Source organism: Lacrimispora sphenoides JCM 1415 (assembly GCF_900105615.1).
GTDB classification, from domain to species: Bacteria; Bacillota; Clostridia; order Lachnospirales; family Lachnospiraceae; genus Lacrimispora; species Lacrimispora sphenoides.
This window is the reverse complement of record NZ_LT630003.1, coordinates 812,856-833,030: the sequence shown is the minus strand read 5'-3', so window position 1 is coordinate 833,030 and position 20,175 is coordinate 812,856. Positions and strand designations below refer to the sequence as shown.

Sequence of the window (20,175 nt, the reverse complement as noted above, 5' to 3'; positions counted from 1 at the left end):
TCTCTTGATTATTTCAATATCGTGTTCGCATATTCAGTAATTTCTGCTCCGCCTAACGCATTCCAATCTGCAACAAATTGATCGAAATCATCAATGGAACGGTTACCGCTTATTACATCCGCTGCAAATTCTATGTAAAGTGCCTGACTTGCATCCCAGTTCGTTGCATATTCATCCGGTATAACAAATGCATTGTCAAAAGAAGAATAGGTATTGACCATATCTAAAGATTTAAGGGCTGCTTCGCTGAAATACGGAGTCTTACTTGATATGGGCGCATCAAAATTTGCAATTGATTCATGGAAACGAGGCCACCATTCCGATATTTTATCGGTTAATACAATTTCATTATTCTCTATATTGTATTCTTCACCTTCGTAACCCAATTTATCGAGAAGCTGACCTTCCTTACCGGCCATATACTCTAAGACTGCAAAAGCGACATCCTTATTATCCGAATATTTGCTGATTGCCCAGCCGCGGGATTCCTTACTGACATCACCTGGAGTATACCCTTGTGCTGCACCTTTTGCCGGCGGAAGAATAACCAGCTTAGCATTTTCCCCATTTTGTATTACCATCTTATTATTGTAAACATTAACGACACTGCCTTGGGTTCCGCTCACAACTCCAACTTCGCCATTATAAAAGGCACTTTCTTTTGTATCCCATTTTTTTGTCAGCCATTCATTATCCAATAAGCCCTCTTTATAAAGCTCTGCATAAAATGCCAATTTTTCTTTTTCTGCATTTGTAACTTTACTGTAAACAAACTTTTCACCTTCTTTTATCCAGGTTGCCTTAACCCCAAAGGCCAGGTTAAATACGGTATCCAGCTCAGATATATCTCCGGGTACAGTAAATGCTGCTTTTAAATTGTTGTTCTCTTTTAATTCCTGGAAGAATGCTTTATAATTGTCTGTAGAAGGATTATCCAAAAGTGCCTTACTTGATTTTGCTGCATCAAACCAGTCTTGTCTCACAACCGGAACCTTTATTCTATCCGGTGACAACCATAAAAGATATGGATAGTTCGCTAATCTTTCCTTGTTAAATGGCTGCATTAATGCTTTAACATTCGTTGAATTATTGACATATTGGGTCAAGTCTTCCAAGATTCCCTGGGTAATGGCAAATTGATAATCGCCGCCCTGGAAATACATCAGATCCGGAATTTCACCGCTTTGAAGCAGCAGACTCATACTTTCTGAATAAGTACCATCAGAGATCGGTGCCAGTTCAATATGTACTTCCCGGCCAAGCTCTTTTGAGACACCGCTGCTTACTGCCTCCAGAAATTTTACGGAAACTTCATCATCTGCTGATAAATCCTTTATTACTGCCTTAATTGTTACAGATGATGAATCATTCGTGCTGTCCTGTATGCTCTGTACATTGGAACCGGAATCAATCTTTTTTCCGCAGCCAGCCAGGGACAGTATTGCCATTCCCATAACTAATAAATATGAAATTGTTTTTTTCATTGCATGCCCTCCATATAATCAATATAATTTTTTTTATGCCTTCCCGCAAAGCAAACGATTATCTACTCTTTCACACCTCCTGACATAACACCATTCGTATAGTATTTAAGAATAATAGGATATAATAATAAAATTGGTACAACAGCTACTACAATGGTTGCAGCTTTTAAGGAAGCGTTATCCAATTGCGCAATATTATTATTCGCTAAAATATTGGATGCACCGACAATTACCTGTGAATCTGAATTAACAACAAATTGTCTTAAAAGCACCTGCAAAACAGTATGATTTTTGCTGGTCAGAAAGATACTGGATTTAAAAAATTCATTCCAGCGGAACACCGCATAAAACATTCCTACCGTAATTAATGGGATTCTGCATAAAGGAATCATGATCTTAAATAAGATGTTATAATGCCCAGCTCCATCAATTCTTGCAGCTTCCTGAATGGAAGCCGGAACCTCTTCCATAAATCTCATTAATATAATCAGATAATAGACATTTACACTTCTGTAAATAACCATGGAAAACAGATTATCCAATAAATGAATATTTTTCATCAAAAAATATTCCTGTACAATACCCGGCTCAAATATCATCATAATAATAAAGAAGTACATAAAGACCTTTTTACCAACCAGGCCCGGCCTTGTTAAAACATAAGCCGCACTGGATGTCAATATAATATTTAAACACACGCCGGCAACCGTAATAAATAATGAGTTCAGTATACTTCTGATTACAATAGGCTGTCCTAAAATAACCTGATAATTAACCGTGGAAAATCCTTTGGGCAGTATATCAAATCCTTTCAGGCCATGAACTAAATCCGGTTGTGAAAGAGATCTTGCCAGGATATTCAATAATGGAACTAACATACATAAAGCTAATAGCATCATAATAAAGCCGCATAGAAGTTTACCAATTGATATTTTCTTTCTTCTTTTCATACTTTTCCTCCTACCATGCACCCTTACCAGTCAGCTTTTTAGAAAACAGATGGGTAGAAACAATTAAGAGTGTACCGATTACACCTTTAAATAGATTGGCTGCTGTTGCCAGGGAATACTGGGAATTTTGCAGACCAATCCGATAAACATAGGTGTCTATGATATCAATCTTAGAATTAACTGCAGCATTGGTAAAGTTCAGCACCTGATCCAGACCTGCATTCATAAAGAAACCGATATTCAGAATTAAAACAGTAACCATTGTTACAGCCAAAGCCGGTAAAACGATACTTCCAACAATCTGAAAACGGTTAGCCCCATCTATTTTTGCAGCTTCATATAGAGTTGGGTCAATCCCCATGATTGCCGTTAGATATACAATAGAATCCCACCCAATGGATCTCCAGGATTCTGATGCCAGCAGAACCCATCTTATTGAACCTTTGCTTGTTAACAAATTTACTTTTTCAAAACCTAAACCGGTCAAAACGCTGTTTAAAATCCCGGTAGAAGGGGATAAAAATTCAAACCATATTCCCGCAATTACAACCCAGGAAAGGAAATGCGGCAGATAAGAAATCACCTGTACGCTCTTTCGAAAAGGACCTGCCTTGAATTCATTTAACATAATTGCAAAAATGATAGGCATCGGAAAAAACAGGAATATCTTCATCGCACTGATAATCAAAGTGTTTTCCAGTATCTGAAAAAATACCGGAGTCGAAAATAACTTTTTAAAATATGTAAATCCTACAAATACATTATCACCTTTAATCCGGTAATCATAAAAGGCCAATTTCATACCAATGATCGGAATCACATGGAATACAAAGAAATATATTAAAGTGGGCAGTAAGGTAAGATATAATAACCTGTCCCGCCAGATGCGCTTTAACTTTGATTGTGCCCCCCCGGCTTTTTGTTTTGCCATCACCCGACACTCCCTTTCTAAATGCTGACTATTAATTCACTTAAAGGTGCATGTTGTTGTGCCCCATAAACATCGGTATCGTAACAAGTACCTGATGATATTTTTCTCGCAAATGTAATCTTAAACCCCAATGCCTTGTCATAAAAAACAATTTGCGTGATTTTATCCTCAGTCAACCGGTATAGATTGCAAACCGTAGTTTTATTAATAATATTACTGTCTTTTATTTTTTGATATATGACCGGATCATCAAAAAGAACATCCAGAGTAATCTCGAAAGGTCCACTGTTCTTTGAACGTATTACTTTCGCACAATCATATAAACTGCATTCCGCCATTTTTATCTCCTCCTTTCCATTACATATCAGGGTATTCAATGGGAAACATCTGACAACTATCTTCCACTTCCATTAAGTGATAAACAGAAAATTCATATACTGGACCAAATGAAATATCACTTGGCGCGAATGGGAAAGCCAGATTTCCGGCAGTTGATTTTCTTCCGATATAACCATAATGCAGTAAACTGGATCGGAGTGAGCCGCATACTGCATCAGCAAGTTCCTGGGACTTTGCAATTACCTCAAAAACGATTCCGACTTCATGGGGTAATTCTTTCGAAGGTTCCAGCTCTCCCATTACACCATTCATTCCATAATTAATAAAGTGAATCGTATAATCTTCCTCCGGTATATCCGAATAATAAGTTCTGACTTGTTCTTCTGCAAGTCTCTCTATTTCCTCTAACCGTGATATCATAAGAGAATCTCTTACACCCGCTACCACAAAGGTTCTGTAGGCAACTTTCATGGCTCCCTCTAATTTAATACAGTAAGGATTCGATTGTTCCATCCTGCTTCCGGTTACAAATACACTCTTTTCATCAACCTGTTTAAATTCACAATCTTTTAGATTTAAGGTTATTCCCGGACCATGAAGGATATATGGATGATCTTTTTCATAAAATGTATGTGCTGCCACAGAAAGAGGAGTGCAAATTCTATCATCAGATAATGGTGTAATCAAAAATCCTTCCTCGGTTATGGTTCCAAGCATGCAGTCTTTCGTAGTTCCCGGTACGGCACAAAGGGCTGCACACTCAAGAATCTTACCGGCATGATATCCATAGCTCAGCGGAAATCCGTGATACACGGCTACTGCCGCAAAGGGAGATGGGTCATAAGCTCTTCCGCAGATTATGATATCAGCTCCCGATTCTAATGCTTTTACAATCGGTTCATGCCCCATCTGAGCCACAATACCATTGGTTAATTCCAACCGTACTTCCGTCAATTCTTTTACAGAAAGACCCAACGGCTGAACTTTGCCATTATGTAATTTTTCTTTTACCGCTTCCTTTGGAATATCCGCCCATATGATCGCTACCTTTTGTGATTGCAATGCTTGTTCCTTAAGAATTTCTTTTATAATATTCCAGGTCCATTCAACATGAACTCTTCCCCCGCTTCCTCCGGCTGACCCGATGATTACCGGGATTCCAGCTTTTGCCCCCTCCGTAATCATGATTTCCAAGTCTTTTTTACAGGCTTTTTCACTTACAATTGCTACTCCGGCACCTAATTTATGCGGTCCTGCATCAGTACTTCCCGCATCAACAACAATCGCATCCGGTTTATAAGACATTCCTTTTAAAAAAGAGGATTTGGGATATCCGTAACCAAGGATTCCACAGGGTGCAAGTATTTTTATTTCCTTCTTCATATGACCTCCAGAATTCAATGTACTATTAAAGCTCATAAGTTTATTAATCTAATTGTTTAACAATTAAATTATAGCACAATTATCCATCAAGTCAATAATTTTTAATGATTTAATATCCAAATTTACCAACCAAACTTTTCTGCCATGTCATTAAATATTTTTTCACCGTTCATCATCCCATAGTCTTTCATGTAAATAACCTCAACAGGAATATCCGGGTACTTTTTCATTATGGTATCCTTCATATATCCTACCTGAGGCCCAAGCAAAATTACATCACTCCCCGGAGCTGCCGACTGCAAACTATGAACAGAATAGGCTTCGCACTCTGTACCTGCATAGCCTTTCTTTTCTGATGCTGTGATAATTTTCTTACACAGCATACTGCTTGACATACCGCCGGCACAGGCAAGTGTTATTTTAAGTTTTTTCATATTTCTGCTCCTTTTCTTCTCTTTGATTTTATTTCTATTATATCAGCACCCTAAGGCCCTTTCAATTTTTCCAGCAAGCTTACAGTAATAAATTATATCACTTAGCTTTTGGATATAGACACACACCATAGAAAAGGAAATTGATGAATTATCTACAGGCACAAAAATATGCTCCCTCCTAAGTGACAAGCTCTTATTATTTCACTTGTCAACCTCGAAGAGAGCATATCAAATTTCACAACAAACCATCTATACGGTCCAACGGATATTCACAATCCGCGCCCTACTTGATGAAGTTAATTTACTCCGCCAAAGCCTTAATCTCCTGATACTTCTTATGATCCGTATATAATTCTCCGGTATATGGATTTCTCTTTGTCTTATACATTCTGTGAATCATATAGACAAAGACTCCGATATTTGCAAGAAGAGCCAGCAAACTCATAACAAACAAAAAAGTAGTATCCGGTGATACACCTGCCACCGGTTGGATTCCTGTTCCGGTCAATACCGTATACCCGTCAGGGGAAAGCATTCCTTCCCGTATCGCTGCTTCTGCAATAGCCTTACTGGATCGGGAATGCACCAGAAAACTGCTGGCATCCTGAAATACCGGAAACGTCTGGGCAAACATACACCACAGTGCCAGTGTCTGGGCACGATGCTGCAGCCATGCCCCCTTGCCCACTGTAAATGCACAAATTGTGGGGGCCAGTAAAAGTGCTAATCCGCAATACCATGCGTGAGTCGGAAGGCAGTTGTAAGTATAAGCGAAATTCCATAAATCATAGGCGATAATCCAGAACCACATCATATCAGGCCAAAGCATATCCTGGCTTTTATCCTTACTGGTCTTCTTTCGAATACAGATTCCAAACCAGCCTGTAATGGTCACAATATTTAAGAGACCTGCAATCCCGTTCATGACATTCCATGAACCACCAATATAGTACTGGACCTGGTTGTTCATAAACTCCATAACCGGTGCCACATACTGGCTTACTTCAAAATCACGGATACAGGCTTCCAGAATATTGATCGCCAGAATTAACGGCGGGAAACACAACGCAATTTTATTATGCTGAAGCTTTTTGATATGACGGATACACCAAAAGCCAATACACCCCGCCGTAGAGGAGTAAACCTTTGCCAGATGAAACCAGTCCATATAAGAAGTATCCTTTAACGTCGTCAGCCATAAAACTGTTAAAACAACCGGAAGCACAACAAAGCAGCCAAACCCCACCCACTTAAAACGACGGCTCAATTCATTTGCGGCAAACAACGATATAAACACCCCAAGCCATACCAGTAAAACCAATATTGCAGGAACACTTTCTGAAAACACAAACATACCCATTCCTCCTTGTTTCACACGCTTCTATTTCCTTCATATTAAATTCATGAGAACGTTCTGGCATTCACCTTTGACTTTTAAATTGCGGCTCCTTCTTCCACAGTCTCCGCCGCTTCTTCGTTAGAATCCTTTAGTTACACACGATTTCCTTAATTATCATGTCGTCACCTTCCAGGATTTCCATATCCATACTGCCGCAGCCAGGGCAATTTAAATCACTGTAAACGGCATTAAATACCCTGCCGCAGCCTTTACATTTAACAATACCGGGAATGACGATAAGTTCCAGTTCTGTCTTTTCCATAAAAGTCTTATAGGAGGCAGCAGGCCAGCTTTGCTCTAAGTATCTGGGCACGATACCGGAAAGCTCGCCAACTTCGATGACAAGCTTGCGGACCTCTGTTATATTCTGCTCCTTTACGATACGCTCAATGGTGTGGACCATAGAGTTTAATACACCAAGCTCATGCATTGTTGCCTCTCCTTTTCTTGTTAGCTTCTTCTGCCAATGCCTTCTTTGAGGGTGGTTGCAGCAATCTTTCCGGTACGAACAATGGCGTTGGCGGCAATCTTGACAGGAAGTTTTTCATAGGTATTTGGAACCGTGTTATAGGTGCGCTCTAAATGAATTGCATCAAATTTGCATTTGGTGGTACACATGCCGCAGCCAATACACATATAACTGTCGATTTCTACCGCACCACAACCAAGGCAGCGTTCCGTCTCTTTCTTTAACTGTTCCTCTGTGAAGGTCATACGTTCATCATAGAAGCTGCCCTTTTTTTCAGGAGAATGGCCTGGTCTCTGGCGGGGTGTCGTATCAAAATCCTGTAATCCGATAGCAACGTTATTTTTATCAAAAGCATGGTATTCCCGGCGGTCACGGCCAAAGACAAGAGACTGTCCCGGCTGTACATAACGGTGAATAGAGATTGCACCTTCTTTTCCGGCTGCAATGGCATGGATCGCAAATTGGGGTCCGGTAAAACAGTCACCGCCAACAAAAACGTCCGGTTCCGAAGTCTGTAAGGTCAGACTGTCAGCTTTGGCAGTACCGCCGCGTCCAAGCTCCACCTTACTTTCTGAGAGAAGTCCGCCCCACTCAATGGTCTGGCCAATGGAAAGCAGTACGGTATCAGCTTCCACAGTAATGGTATCATTTTCATCGTACTTTGGAGCGAAACGCTGGTCTTCGTCAAATACACTGATGCAGCGCTTAAATTCTACACCAGTCACCTTTCCATCTTCTGTCAGGATACGCTTAGGACCCCAGCCATTATGAAAGGAAACATTATCTTCCTCAGCCTCTGCAATCTCATCCGGTAATGCCGGCATTTCACTGGTACTTTCCAGACAGTAAAGATTAACAGCTGCGGCTCCCTGTCTTACCCCTGTACGGGCTACATCAATTGCTACATTTCCGCCGCCGATCACAACTACATTACCGGAAAGCTCCGCCTTTCTTCCAAGGTTTACATTGCGAAGGAAATCAACGCCGGAGATAACACCTTCAGCATCCTCCCCTTCAATGCCAAGACTTCTGCCGCCCTGTGCGCCGATTGCCAGATAGAAGGCTTCGTAACCTTCTTTCCGAAGTTCATTAAGAGTAATATCTTTTCCGACTTCAATTCCGGTTTTAAAGGTAACACCCATTTCACGCAGAACGTCTATTTCAGCATTAAGAACCTCCTTTTCCAGGCGGAAAGAGGGAATACCAAGGGTAAGCATACCGCCAAGTTTTTCTTCCTTTTCAAATACGGTTACCTGATAACCATCAATTGCCAGGTAATATGCACAGGAAAGACCGGAAGGACCGGAGCCGACCACTGCGATTTTATTTCCAAGGTGATAACGCATAGGCGGAATATAGCGGATCGAACCATCCAGCTCTTTATCCGCAATAAATTTTTTGATTTCATCGATGGAAACCGGTTCATCGATATCTCCGCGGGTGCACTCGCTTTCACAGCTATGAGGACAGATGCGTCCGCAGACAGCAGGGAAAGGATTTTCTTTCTTTATCAGCTCTAATGCTTCATGGTAGCGGCCGGAAGCAGCAAGCTTTATGTAACCCTGTACGGAAATATGAGCCGGGCAGGCAGTTTTACAAGGAGATGTGCCTTCTTCTGCAACATCTTTACGGTTCTCACGGTAATCCACATTCCAGTTGCTTTCTCTCCAGACATGGTCACGTGCGGTAGGTTCAGCCTTTATGGCAACAGGCGTTTTGGAACAGAGTTTCTGGCCAAGTTTTAAAGCATTAACCGGACAATTTTCCACACACTGTCCGCAGGCTACACAGTTTTCCTTTTTTACCTTGGCAGTGAAGTTGGAACGTATGGAATCCGGAGTATTAAAAAGGGTTGCAAGACGCAGGGAGAAGCAGGAGCAGCCACAGCAGTTGCAGATTGCCGCTGATTCACCAAGTCCGTCGGTATGGGGCATTTCATGCATCAGGCCGTTATTTTCTGCAAATTTAATAATTTCTTTTGCTTCTTCCCGTGATATCTGGCGGCCTCTGCCTGTTTTTATGTAGTATTCGGCACCTTCACCCATCTGGATACAGATGTCTTTTTCCAGATGGCCGCAGCCCTCATCCAGTACACGGCGTGACTGGCGGCAGGAGCAGTCAGATACCGTGAACGTATCATATTTATCCAGGTAATAAGAGAGACGTTCCCAGGGCTTTGTACCAGGGATATCTTTGATGGCCTCTTCGACTGGAATGACGCGCATCATTGCCATGCCTTGAGGGAATTTTGCTGCCATAGGCGCAAGACGCAGTCTGGTATATTCTTCGAAGGCTTTGCCGATTTCAGGATGTTCGTTAAGCTGTTCACGGTTATTTACCATCATTTCTAACATACCGGGGGCAAATATATTCACAAAAAACCGTTCTTTATGATCTTCCTTATCCTTCCATACTTTGGCGACTCCTGTGTAGGCCAGCTGCTCTAAGAGGGCCTTTGTCTCTTTTTTACTCTTTCCGGAGCGCTTGGCAACATATTCGAAGGTTCGTGGTTTACGCAGCCCGATAATCATAGCAATATCAGCCATGTCATCTGTTACGACACAGTTTAGAGCGTAGTATTCGGGAGAATTCTCATCGATTTTGTTCATGGCTCCGGCTATACCGCCTACCATCTTCGCCAGTCTTACAATTTTAGGTCTTAATTCACTCATAATTTCCTTTCCCGCGCTTGTTTTGCGCATTTAAGTTTATGAATACCTTTTTATGATAGTTATGCTTTTATTATTCACACCAGGATTTTACTGCATTGCTTAACCAGTCGGTCCATTCCTTTATACCTTCATCTTTTAAGGCACTGATGGGTATGATCACAGCGTTGGGATTACGAAGTCTAATATTAGCTTTGCATTTTTCCATATCAAAATTAAAATACGGCATTACATCCATCTTGTTAATCAGTATCACATCGCAAATAGAAAACATCAGCGGATATTTTAGAGGTTTATCATCTCCTTCCGGTACGGAGAGGATCATAGCATTTTTTACCGCGCCTGTGTCAAATTCTGCAGGACAGACCAGGTTGCCTACATTTTCTAATATTACAAGGTCAAGACCTTCTGTATCAAGTCCCTCTAATCCCTGGCGGGTCATTTCCGCATCCAGATGGCACATACCACCGGTATGCAGCTGGATAGCCTTTACACCAGTTTGCTGAATGGTACGGGCATCCACGTCAGAATCAATATCCGCTTCCATAACACCAATGTTAAAGTCATTCTTTAGGGCATTAATCGTACGTGTCAGAGTCGTGGTCTTCCCGGCTCCGGGACTGGACATCAGATTAAGAAGAAAAACCTTCTTTTCCTTTAATTCTTCACGAAGCTTTCCGGCTTGTATGTTGTTGTCAGCAAAGACACTTGTTTTTATCTCAAGAACTTTAAAATCTTCCATGTGTCAAGCTCCTTTCTTTATATTCTCTTTTCTGTCTTATGTTGGCTTTAAATCACATTTTAAAATTTTCCTTTTTTCAGTGGTTTTTCAACCGTCAGGAAGAAGGAAGTGCTCTGGTTCAGCCAGATGAATCGCTTAGTTTATTTTTTAACAATTTTATTATAAAATATTCTATGGAAACTGGCAATATTGTAAAAAATTATTGTCACTATGGCTTATTTATTTGTTGAATTTTTGTAAGAATGTATGATAAAATGGTATTGATTTCTGGTATGGCCAGAACCAGAACAAGGGGGGAAACGATGGAATTTCAGAAACTTAGCGCTTTGAGCCTAAAAGAAATGTTTATTTGTCAGATTCGGGACATGATTTTATCAGGGCATATCCCTGTTGGAAGTAAATTACCTCCTGAAAGGGAGATCGCGAGGCAGATGCAGGTTAGCCGTGCAGTGGTCAACAGTGGGTTCGCAGAACTTGAAAAACAGGGTTTTTTGGAAGTGCATCCAAGGCAGGGGGTATTTGTAGCAGATTATGGCAAGAACGGAAATATCAATACCTTAAATGCCATTATGGAATATCACGGAGATACGCTTGGGCAAGCAGAAATTTACTCAATTCTTGAAGTACGCCGGGCACTGGAACATCTGGCAACGGATTCGATTATAAAGAATTCTACGAATGAGGATATTCTTGGATTAGAAGGATTATTAGTGGAAGTTGCTGATGCAACTACGATTGAAGTAACGGTCTCAGCCACCTTTTCTTTTCATCACAGACTTTCCGTTATCAGCGGAAACAGTATTATACCTTTAATTTACATATCTTTTAAACCTGTTGTAACACAGCTTTGGAAGCGCTTTTGTCTGCGCTACGGGAAAGAGGCACTATACGATAGCGTACTTTGTTTATATAAATGCCTCAAAGAGCGTGATGCAGAGGCAGCAAGAAGATGTACCGATAAACAGCTGGATGAGGCCTTGGAAGGTGGGCATCAGATATATTAAGTAATAATAAAAAATAAGAGGGCTCGGGGTAGAAATGGTTGTCTGAAAATCGAATAAAGTGCGGTTCCTTATCCAGGAAACGCACTTCTCACTTTCATTATTTACCATCAATTTTTATTTTTATTTCTTTCCCATTATAAGAAAAGCCTTTCTTACCTCTGGAAGATGTATAGAGCACACAACTTCGTCCGCAGATTGACTGCGGAAATGCATATTTACTCTCGCCAATACACAGTTCTTTTTCAGTATCATTCCAAGAGACAGATATGAGATTATATATTCCTTTCTCATAGTCATATCCATCACCGGAGTCCTCATACAATTGGAAAAATCCGTCTTTTCCCTCATAAACATGAAATTCAAATGGATTATCGGAAACCTCTCCAGCATATTCCAGTCCCTGCTCCATTGGAATAATAGATCCTTCCCTGATAAATACCGGTATTTTATCAAGTATTCCATCAACTGCAATCCACTGTCCGCCCTCATATCTCTTGCCTGTCCAGAAATCATACCATCCCCATCCTGCCGGAAGATAGCACTTCCACTGTCTGGCACGATCTAATAAACGGTTTCCAGTCTCATAGTACATTGGTTCCGTTATCGGACAAATCAACAGCGAATTACCATACATAAACTGTGAATCTATAGAGCGGGCAATCTTATCCTCCATAAAATCAAATAAAAGGCTGCGAAACATTGTATAGTCATTCAACATTATCTGCCCGGCCAGTGAGTAGGTATACGGCAGCAGCCTATATCTCAGTCGGATACATTTCTCAATCGCATCATAAAACATACTGCCCGGTTCACCGAAATTCCATATCTCCCTGGGAGTATCGGTTCCATGGGAACGGAACATCGGAAGGAATAAGGAAAACTGAAGCCATCTCACATATAGCTCCCGATAAGCCGCATCCTCTACTCCCAATTCGTATCCACCCTGCCAGAACCACTTTGGTTCCGGGTCATTGTGACATCCACATCCCCGCTTTTTCCAATTATCTTTCACCACAAAGAATCCACCTGCATCCAGGGTCCAATACGGATGACCGCTCATGCAGAAATTCAATCCTTCCCGGATTTGGCACTTCATTGTTTCCCAAGTTGCTGTGATATCTCCAGACCACAGAACGGTTCCATATGCCTGAGAACCCGCATAGCCAGATCTGGTTAAGTTTAAAACCCTTTTATCCTGACATACATTTCTCTGGTTCTCATAAATCCCCTTTGCATGAACTGTTCCATATAGATTCGCGACGGCAGGATCGAGATATTTCTTATGCTCTTCTCCCACAAGCAAAAATCGTTCCCACGGTTCTTTTCTATATCTGCCTTTCCAGTCGGGACCGCTGAATGGCTCCGTTGAATCACACCACCATGCGTCTACACCCTTGGAAAACAGCTCCCGTTCCAGCTGCTCCCAATAGACCTTTCTTCCCTCCGGATTAAAAGCATCATAAGTGGCAAAATCATTCAGCAATAACCCCTTTTCCAGAAACTCCTCATAATTTTCTGTCCCTGAATTCAAATTCGGCCACACAGACAACATGACATGTACGTGTTCCCTATGAAGAGCTGCCGTGGCTGCCGCAAAATCCGGATAACGGGATTTATCTAAAACCTTATTTCCCCATTTTCCTTCCTCCCATGTATTCCAATCCTGCACAATACCGTCAATGGGAATTTTCCTTTTTCTGTATTCTAAGGCTACATCGATAAGTTCCTCCTGCGTCCGGTAGGATTCCTTTGACTGAATGTATCCAAAAGACCATTTCGGCAGCATCGGTGCTCTACCCGTCAGGCTCCGGTAGCCTGCGATTATTTCATCAAAATCCTCCCCATATATTATGTAGTAACGGAGCTGATCCACCGTATCAAAGTGGAGATAGGCGCCGCGGGAATCATCATTAAAGGTCATCAAAGAACCACAGTCAAACAGGATTCCATAACCTCTGTCTGAAATCATAAACGGAACCGGATTTCTCATATTATGCTGATACAGATATTGGGTTGTCCCCTTGTAATTGTAGATCCCTTCCTCCCCTTGCCCGAAGCCATGAAGCTGTTCTTCTTCCTGCCATGCGAAATATATTTTTCCTCTGTAAGCAGTCCGTACTTCTTTACGAACCAGATTGCTCACAAAATTCCGTTCCCCGTCTACGGTTTTCACATGCTCTATATCCGGTTTTTCTCCGTTCGTGGTGTAGTGATAGACCGGTATTTCTTCCAATTCTCTACCGGTCTCCGTAAATAGCAGCTTTCCTGAGCCGGCCGAAGTCCAGCGTACATTTCCTGATATTCTATCAATCTCCGCCTGGATATTTCTATTCCTAAGCGTATAGGCAGATTCTGTAATATCATATTTCAAATCCTCAGTCTCGGTCACCCCGATTCCCAGAGCAGATCGATCAGCCTCATGTCCGCGCTTAAAACAATTACAGCAGATAATGTTAGGAGTAACATTCTTATATATCAGCGTTGTCTCACCCAGCTCTATGGTAACACCCTTAACCTTATTCCTCGTCATATTGTTATCCTTTCACAGCTCCGGCGGTCATACCGGAAACGATATATTTCTGTCCCAGGACATAAATCAGGATTACCGGAAGGCTGGTCAATAAAATATCAGCACATACCAGGTTCCAGTCCTTAAAATACATACCAAAAAAGTTGTAAACCGATAATGTCATGGGCCATTTTGCGGAGCTGCTTAAAAAATACAGCGGTGAGACAAATTCATTCCATGTATTCAAAAAGGTAAGAACAACTACCGTTGCAATGGCAGGCTTTAAAAGCGGCAGGATAATTGACACAAACAGCCGCACCGGACTGCAGCCATCAATTACAGCAGCCTCATCAAGATCCACAGGTAATTTAGCCACAAATCCATGTATCAGGAATATGGAAAATGGCAGTTGCATTGCCGTATACAAAAGCACGATACCCAATCTTGAGTTATTTAAGTGCAGAAACATCATCACCTTGGTCAATGCTACATAATTAACCGGCATGGTTATTCCAAGCACCATGTACATGTACAGAAACCGATTCCATTTCGAACGATTTCTTGAAAACACGTAAGACGCCATTGATGCTAATATGGTACATAAAGCAACGCTAGCCGCCGAATATATACAGCTGTTTAAGAAAGACGTTAATAGTTTTCCCTTTTCAATAACAACACTGAAATTAACCCACTGAATCGGAAAACCAGGGAACTTAAGATTCATTTCAGAGGCTGCGAGACTGTCCTTAAAGGAATTAAATAAAATCAGCAGTAAGGGAATAAGTGAAATTATTGTTATAACCCATGCCATTGCATTGGCCGCAACGGCCGCGGCCCGCTTTTTTGCCTTCATTATTCCATTACCTCGTCTTTCGTCATAATACGTATCATGAAAAATCCGATGAATACCATAAACACAAACATGACAGAGGATAAAGCCGTACCAATGGCATACTGCCCTGTACCGAATTTCTTAAACACAGCCGTATAGAGCACCTCCGTCGTTGCTCTTCCCGGACCGCCGTTTGTCAGAGCATAAATCATATCAAAGACTTTCAGCCCATATATAACATTCAGAACAGTCGTTGTCGCCAGTGTCGGCAGAAGCAGCGGAAGTGTAATAAACCGGAATTTCTGCCATCCGGAAGCTCCATCAATACTGCAGGCTTCATAATAATCAGAAGAAATGGAAAGTATCCCGGCGATTAAAATTGTCATAATATATCCGGTTCCTCTCCAGATATCCACTGCCATTACCGATCTAAAGGCATAATCCGGACTTGTGAGCCAAGGCTTTGCCAAGGCTCCAAGCCCTATCCCGCGCAGGGCTGTATTTAAAAGCCCTGCTGCAGGATTCAGGATTGAGGTAAAGATCATTCCCAATATCAGTGTCGATAACACGGAGGGCATGAACATCACTCCTCGATGAAAGTTCAGCAGACGGATGGACTTTGTAAGCAGCACCGCCAGTGCAAGTCCCAGTATATTTTTTATTATTGTTGTTCCAAGAGTAAATGCCAGAGTATTTTTTATAATCTTAAGGTAGTTTTCCTTTGCTGAAAAAACCGTTTTAAAATTCTCCAAACCTACAAACTTCAGACTATCTGAATAGGATGACCAATCAGTAAAGGAATATCCGATTCCAACCACCCCCGGAAGAACAAATAAAATTGAGTACACTAACAATGCGGCGACAGCAAACCATATAGGGTAAACCTTGTTTTTATTCATAGTAACCACTCACTTTCAAGATCCAAGCGGTCATTTCCATGCCGGATCACTTGCGGCCTTTGCCTGCTGGGCTCTTACCTCATCAATGGAAGTCAGTACCTCTTCCGGAGCCATCTCTCCAACAATCATTGCCGATAAATTTGCCCCTATCTCGCTCCATTGCGGATTTACATATTTTACGGCTGTCTGAAGTACGGTCCCTTTCTTATCATATCTGTTATAAAAATCCTGAATCGTCTCCGTATACATGCTGGGAGCGTTCTCAAAGGGCAGCTTATTGAATTTACCTACATTTTCAGTCAGATAAGTCAGATTTTCTTCCCTTGCCAGAAATTCCAGATATTGCTGTGCTTCAGCCGCATGTTTGGAACCACTGAATACGAACCTTGCCGGTCCCGCCGGATTTACATTCAGTGTCTGATTATCAGCGAGCGGAATAACAAAATATCCGATATCATCAACTGCAATTTCAGGATTTACCTTATTGACCTCCACACCAAATCCCTGATTGGCGATTGTCATCGCATACTTACCGGATGCAATATTTTTTGCAGAATCCGCATAGGTATTGGACATGTAATCTTCACCCCAGTAACCTTTGGATATCATGTCATTGATCTGATTTAAAATTGTCTCCAGTGTCGTATTGCCAGCAAATGGTACTTCGTTATTATTCCATCTTTCCACAATTCCTGGCTCCACGGTCTCAGCCTGGACTCCTGTCTCAGGCAGCCAAAGGGTGTGATGCCATCCGTCGGAAACACATTCATAAATCGGAATAATTCCCTGTGCTGCCATTGCATCACAAACCTGAGTAAAGCTTTGATAGTCCGTAGGAATTTCCAGATTCAACTTTTTGAAGATCTGCTTGTTATAACCAATGGCCCAGACGGAGGATACGTCCTGAATCGGCTGTCCATATAATGTTCCATCAACGGAAAGCTCATCGGCAACCAGCGGCTCAACCTGGCTGCTCCATTTAGTTCCTGACAAATCAACCGCATTTTTTTCCACATTGATCTGATCCTTTATATCAAATTTGCCGCTTTGTGCGCCAAAAATATCGGTACACTCTCCCGTGTTCAGCTTAGTCATCAGGAGATTTACATACTGGTCGGAAGGGATAATCTGATAATCCACCTTAATCCCCGTCTCTTCTGTGAATTTTTTTGAAAGATCAATCTCCGCATCCTGAATCCAGTCCTGGCTTGCCATAAAAGAAAGTGTTACACCGCTTTTATCCGACTTGGAAACGGTCTCAGGACTTACTGAAGATTTCTCACTTGCGGCCGTACCTTTCTCTTCAGCCGTCTGCTCCTTCGTACAGCCGGAAAAAACCAGTGCGACTGCCACCGTCAGACTCAATACAGCTAATTTTCTCAACTTCATTTAGTAATACCTCCCCATAATTTTTTCTTGACTTTTATCAAGTTACCTGTATTATATAGTATAATATAAACATTTTTGAATGGACATTTCGAATCACTTTCATGTATATTTTTAACCTTACAAATAAAAAACAAGAAAAGAGCTTTAAAAATGGCGGCAAACATAACAAAAAAAGGGCGGAAAAGAAGCATCATGTCAACACTTTTCCTACCTTACACGGCATTATTCATTATCATAATGCTTTCTTTCACAATTCACACCATAATAAATGAGACAAGAAAGCTTAAGATAAATGCGTTTTCTACTCTACAGAACAATGCTGCCATCATCATGGACAACTTTGAATCAATCATTCACGACCTTGATACTGTGTCCCAAAATATCATATATTCAAATCTGATCAAAGAAAAATTCGGGACTTATATCTGCTATCAGGACAGTTCCTTAAGCTCCAACGAAATATACCAAAATATCAACAATACAAAAATTCTATATGATCTGATTATAGCAATGATCGGTCCGAATTCTCCTGCAGATCAAACGTATTTATATTCCCTTGATTATGGTAAATTCGGGGTTGGTCTGGACAACAGTGCTACAAAAGAAAGCGTCGTGAACACGGACTGGTATGAAAAGGTAATCCGCACACAAGGTAAAAAATATATTTACTGCGGAAGTGACGACAAGCTGGGACGCTATTATTCTTATCCTGGTGATAATTACTTCATCTCTCTTTGCCGTCTGTTCTACAGTCCCCTCAATATACCCCAAGGTATCGTTGAGGTAAAAAAATCCTTTAAAAGAGTTGCATACGCGGTCGCTACCTTTACCAGCCCTTATGAAGAGGAGGTTTACATATACAGCCCGGATGGAAAAACAGTTTATACTACGGGGAGCACGCAAGAACAGGAACAATATTATTCTCTGATTCAGGCATACCTAAATGACCTTTCGGAAAAATCGGACAAAGCATCCATATATTTGAAATCAAATAATAAATATATCATATTTACCTCATCGGACTATACAGGCTTTATAACAGCTCTCATTATAGATAACCATAAGTTAATGAAGCCCATCTATCAGTATGTTTTTACTAATCTCATTCTGTTGTTTTTCGCAATGCTGGTAACGGTTATGGTGTCCTATTTAATCTCAAAAAGGATAGCGACCCCACTTTACAGGATCTATCATCAGGTAAGAACTTTCCAGCTAATTGGCGAAGGAAAAAATACAACCGCATTTGAAGAAATGGAAATCGGAATCACAGAGGTAAACACCTTATATCAGGCACTTCTGAAAATGCAGGAACAGGCAAGAAAATCAATGGAACGCGAGCTTCAGCTGCAAAACAGCGATATGCAGTCCAGAATGCTGGCGCTCCAGGCCCAGATGAATCCGCATTTTCTTTACAATTCGTTGGCAACCATACAAGCCATGGCTGACGAAAATATGAATGGTGAGATTATTCTAATGTGTCAGACAATATCCAAAATACTAAGGTATATTTCTTCTGACAGTGAACAGCTCGTTTTATTAAGGGATGAACTGATCCATACTCATGATTATTTAGAAATCATGAAATTAAGATATTATCACTCTCTCCAATATGAATTTCATATACCGGTAGAAATGTATCAGATAAGGCTTCCAAAGCTCTGTCTTCAGCTTATTGTGGAAAATGCCATTAAATACTCAACGAAATCAAGTTCTCCATGGAACGTGGAAATTCGAGGCATTATGACAGACACCTGTTGGGAAATTCAGATAATGGATAATGGACCCGGATTCACAGAGGAGGATCTGCAAAGGCTTCAAGCCCAGATACACCTTATCGAAAAGAATGGTGTTCTGCCTAATCTGGAAATAGATGGAATGGGATTGATGAACATATATATCCGTTTTAAAATTTTGTATCAGGGGAAACACATATTCAAATTAAGCAACAATGTTCCTCACGGAGCAATTGTCGTCATAGGAGGATTTATTTCATGAAATACTCTGTTTTGGTAGTAGAAGATGAATTTTTAATTGCCAAAAACATAGCCAGAAGAATCGAGCAGTTAAATCCTGCTTTTGAAATTGCAGCCATTGCCCCAAATGGCCTTGAAGGTTTGAAATTGGCTGAAGAGCAACTTCCAAATGTAATCTTTACAGACATCCGTATGCCTGAGGTAGATGGACTGGAATTAGTTAAAAATGTTCATGAAAAATATCCGTTTATCTACTGTGTAATCATCAGCGGCTATACAGACTTTGAATATGCCAAAGAAGCTCTTCGCTATGGGGTGAACGATTATCTGTTAAAGCCCGTAAACTACGACGAGCTTTCAGAAACCCTGTCATCTCTGGAAACAAAGCTTCTCGTATCCATAGACAGCTTTGACTCTTGTACGTTACATCACTCGTCTAATAGGACAAAGGAAATTGTCGAATTGATTAAAGAATATATCCGTAAAAATTACCAGACGCAAATTGATTTTACGTATCTCGCTTCAGAATTTGGGTTTTCAGTTCCATATCTCAGTAAAATATTCCTAAAACATGCAGGTATTACGCCTTCCAAATATCTAAGAAATTACAGACTCAATATCGCGAGACAACTCCTGCGTAATCCAGATATTTCTGTAGCCGACGTGAGCCAGCTCACCGGATATTTTGACCCATTTCATTTCAGTAAAACATTTAAACAGGTGTATGGCATCAGTCCAAGCGAATATCGTAATGAATAAAAGGCTCGAA

Annotated in this window: 17 protein-coding genes; 3 read left to right on the top strand and 14 right to left on the bottom strand. The window is 41.1% G+C overall.

The window, feature by feature from the left end; translation table 11 throughout:
* Positions 1 to 8: 8 nt before the first annotated feature.
* From BMX69_RS03660 to hypB, 10 genes are all read right to left on the bottom strand, one after another.
* Positions 9 to 1,484, bottom strand: a complete 1,476-nt coding sequence (locus BMX69_RS03660; RefSeq protein WP_100041592.1) for an extracellular solute-binding protein — start codon at positions 1,482 to 1,484, stop codon at positions 9 to 11.
* Positions 1,485 to 1,546: 62 nt separating this feature from the next.
* Positions 1,547 to 2,434 (bottom strand): carbohydrate ABC transporter permease, encoded by an 888-nt coding sequence (locus BMX69_RS03655; RefSeq protein ID WP_100041591.1) that lies wholly within the window; start codon positions 2,432 to 2,434, stop codon positions 1,547 to 1,549.
* A 10-nt stretch (positions 2,435 to 2,444) separates the two neighbouring features.
* Complete coding sequence (locus BMX69_RS03650; RefSeq protein WP_092247865.1) at positions 2,445 to 3,365, bottom strand: ABC transporter permease; 921 nt, start codon at positions 3,363 to 3,365, stop codon at positions 2,445 to 2,447.
* 17 nt (positions 3,366 to 3,382) lie between these two features.
* Positions 3,383 to 3,703: a DUF4387 domain-containing protein gene (locus tag BMX69_RS03645; RefSeq protein ID WP_100041590.1), complete on the bottom strand. Its 321-nt coding sequence runs from the start codon at positions 3,701 to 3,703 to the stop codon at positions 3,383 to 3,385.
* A 19-nt stretch (positions 3,704 to 3,722) separates the two neighbouring features.
* Positions 3,723 to 5,087 carry an acyclic terpene utilization AtuA family protein gene (locus BMX69_RS03640; RefSeq protein ID WP_100041589.1) on the bottom strand — a complete coding sequence of 455 codons (1,365 nt, stop codon included), beginning with the start codon at positions 5,085 to 5,087 and terminating at the stop codon, positions 3,723 to 3,725.
* Between the two features lie 122 nt (positions 5,088 to 5,209).
* Positions 5,210 to 5,521 (bottom strand): PTS sugar transporter subunit IIB, encoded by a 312-nt coding sequence (locus BMX69_RS03635; protein WP_100041588.1) that lies wholly within the window; start codon positions 5,519 to 5,521, stop codon positions 5,210 to 5,212.
* A gap of 301 nt (positions 5,522 to 5,822) precedes the next feature.
* Positions 5,823 to 6,875 (bottom strand): DUF5692 family protein, encoded by a 1,053-nt coding sequence (locus BMX69_RS03630; RefSeq protein WP_100041587.1) that lies wholly within the window; start codon positions 6,873 to 6,875, stop codon positions 5,823 to 5,825.
* A 133-nt stretch (positions 6,876 to 7,008) separates the two neighbouring features.
* Positions 7,009 to 7,350: a hydrogenase maturation nickel metallochaperone HypA gene (locus BMX69_RS03625; protein WP_054789404.1), complete on the bottom strand. Its 342-nt coding sequence runs from the start codon at positions 7,348 to 7,350 to the stop codon at positions 7,009 to 7,011.
* 20 nt (positions 7,351 to 7,370) lie between these two features.
* On the bottom strand, positions 7,371 to 10,061 hold the full coding sequence (locus tag BMX69_RS03620) for an FAD-dependent oxidoreductase (protein WP_242941352.1): 2,691 nt from the start codon (positions 10,059 to 10,061) through the stop codon (positions 7,371 to 7,373).
* Positions 10,062 to 10,131: 70 nt separating this feature from the next.
* Complete coding sequence (gene hypB / locus BMX69_RS03615; RefSeq protein ID WP_100041585.1) at positions 10,132 to 10,800, bottom strand: hydrogenase nickel incorporation protein HypB; 669 nt, start codon at positions 10,798 to 10,800, stop codon at positions 10,132 to 10,134.
* A 302-nt stretch (positions 10,801 to 11,102) separates the two neighbouring features.
* Here hypB and BMX69_RS03610 point away from each other — a divergent pair, with 302 nt between their 5' ends.
* Positions 11,103 to 11,804: a FadR/GntR family transcriptional regulator gene (locus BMX69_RS03610; protein ID WP_054789403.1), complete on the top strand. Its 702-nt coding sequence runs from the start codon at positions 11,103 to 11,105 to the stop codon at positions 11,802 to 11,804.
* A 97-nt stretch (positions 11,805 to 11,901) separates the two neighbouring features.
* Here BMX69_RS03610 and BMX69_RS03605 read toward each other — a convergent pair whose 3' ends face one another.
* Genes BMX69_RS03605 through BMX69_RS03590 form a run of 4 tightly spaced genes read right to left on the bottom strand, consistent with a single transcriptional unit; the run spans position 11,902 to position 17,433 of the window.
* Positions 11,902 to 14,334 carry a glycoside hydrolase family 31 protein gene (locus tag BMX69_RS03605; protein WP_100041584.1) on the bottom strand — a complete coding sequence of 811 codons (2,433 nt, stop codon included), beginning with the start codon at positions 14,332 to 14,334 and terminating at the stop codon, positions 11,902 to 11,904.
* Between the two features lie 4 nt (positions 14,335 to 14,338).
* Positions 14,339 to 15,166: a carbohydrate ABC transporter permease gene (locus BMX69_RS03600; protein ID WP_100041583.1), complete on the bottom strand. Its 828-nt coding sequence runs from the start codon at positions 15,164 to 15,166 to the stop codon at positions 14,339 to 14,341.
* A complete protein-coding gene (locus BMX69_RS03595; protein ID WP_100041582.1) occupies positions 15,166 to 16,044 on the bottom strand; it encodes a carbohydrate ABC transporter permease in 879 nt (292 codons plus the stop codon). Before BMX69_RS03595 ends, BMX69_RS03600 begins: the two co-directional genes overlap by 1 nt.
* Before the next feature lie 30 nt (positions 16,045 to 16,074).
* Positions 16,075 to 17,433 (bottom strand): ABC transporter substrate-binding protein, encoded by a 1,359-nt coding sequence (locus tag BMX69_RS03590; RefSeq protein ID WP_242941351.1) that lies wholly within the window; start codon positions 17,431 to 17,433, stop codon positions 16,075 to 16,077.
* Between the two features lie 237 nt (positions 17,434 to 17,670).
* Here BMX69_RS03590 and BMX69_RS03580 point away from each other — a divergent pair, with 237 nt between their 5' ends.
* Together BMX69_RS03580 and BMX69_RS03575 are read left to right on the top strand one after the other, a co-directional pair.
* On the top strand, positions 17,671 to 19,428 hold the full coding sequence (locus BMX69_RS03580) for a sensor histidine kinase (protein ID WP_242941350.1): 1,758 nt from the start codon (positions 17,671 to 17,673) through the stop codon (positions 19,426 to 19,428).
* Complete coding sequence (locus BMX69_RS03575) at positions 19,425 to 20,165, top strand: response regulator transcription factor (RefSeq protein WP_242941349.1); 741 nt, start codon at positions 19,425 to 19,427, stop codon at positions 20,163 to 20,165. The genes BMX69_RS03580 and BMX69_RS03575 overlap by 4 nt, the downstream gene beginning before the upstream one ends.
* Positions 20,166 to 20,175: the final 10 nt, after the last annotated feature.

Bases quoted from the DNA above. Each gene is read 5' to 3' on its own strand.
- BMX69_RS03595 (WP_100041582.1), bottom strand. From the start codon at position 16,044: ATGAATAAAAACAAGGTTTACCCTATATGGTTTGCTGTCGCCGCATTG.
- BMX69_RS03605 (WP_100041584.1), bottom strand. From the start codon at position 14,334: ATGACGAGGAATAAGGTTAAGGGTGTTACCATAGAGCTGGGTGAGACA.
- BMX69_RS03600 (WP_100041583.1), bottom strand. From the start codon at position 15,166: ATGAAGGCAAAAAAGCGGGCCGCGGCCGTTGCGGCCAATGCAATGGCA.
- BMX69_RS03620 (WP_242941352.1), bottom strand. From the start codon at position 10,061: ATGAGTGAATTAAGACCTAAAATTGTAAGACTGGCGAAGATGGTAGGC.
- BMX69_RS03635 (WP_100041588.1), bottom strand. From the start codon at position 5,521: ATGAAAAAACTTAAAATAACACTTGCCTGTGCCGGCGGTATGTCAAGC.
- BMX69_RS03625 (WP_054789404.1), bottom strand. From the start codon at position 7,350: ATGCATGAGCTTGGTGTATTAAACTCTATGGTCCACACCATTGAGCGT.
- BMX69_RS03630 (WP_100041587.1), bottom strand. From the start codon at position 6,875: ATGTTTGTGTTTTCAGAAAGTGTTCCTGCAATATTGGTTTTACTGGTA.
- BMX69_RS03575 (WP_242941349.1), top strand. From the start codon at position 19,425: ATGAAATACTCTGTTTTGGTAGTAGAAGATGAATTTTTAATTGCCAAA.
- BMX69_RS03590 (WP_242941351.1), bottom strand. From the start codon at position 17,433: ATGAAGTTGAGAAAATTAGCTGTATTGAGTCTGACGGTGGCAGTCGCA.
- BMX69_RS03580 (WP_242941350.1), top strand. From the start codon at position 17,671: ATGCTTTCTTTCACAATTCACACCATAATAAATGAGACAAGAAAGCTT.
- hypB (WP_100041585.1), bottom strand. From the start codon at position 10,800: ATGGAAGATTTTAAAGTTCTTGAGATAAAAACAAGTGTCTTTGCTGAC.
- BMX69_RS03655 (WP_100041591.1), bottom strand. From the start codon at position 2,434: ATGAAAAGAAGAAAGAAAATATCAATTGGTAAACTTCTATGCGGCTTT.
- BMX69_RS03640 (WP_100041589.1), bottom strand. From the start codon at position 5,087: ATGAAGAAGGAAATAAAAATACTTGCACCCTGTGGAATCCTTGGTTAC.
- BMX69_RS03610 (WP_054789403.1), top strand. From the start codon at position 11,103: ATGGAATTTCAGAAACTTAGCGCTTTGAGCCTAAAAGAAATGTTTATT.
- BMX69_RS03650 (WP_092247865.1), bottom strand. From the start codon at position 3,365: ATGGCAAAACAAAAAGCCGGGGGGGCACAATCAAAGTTAAAGCGCATC.
- BMX69_RS03660 (WP_100041592.1), bottom strand. From the start codon at position 1,484: ATGAAAAAAACAATTTCATATTTATTAGTTATGGGAATGGCAATACTG.
- BMX69_RS03645 (WP_100041590.1), bottom strand. From the start codon at position 3,703: ATGGCGGAATGCAGTTTATATGATTGTGCGAAAGTAATACGTTCAAAG.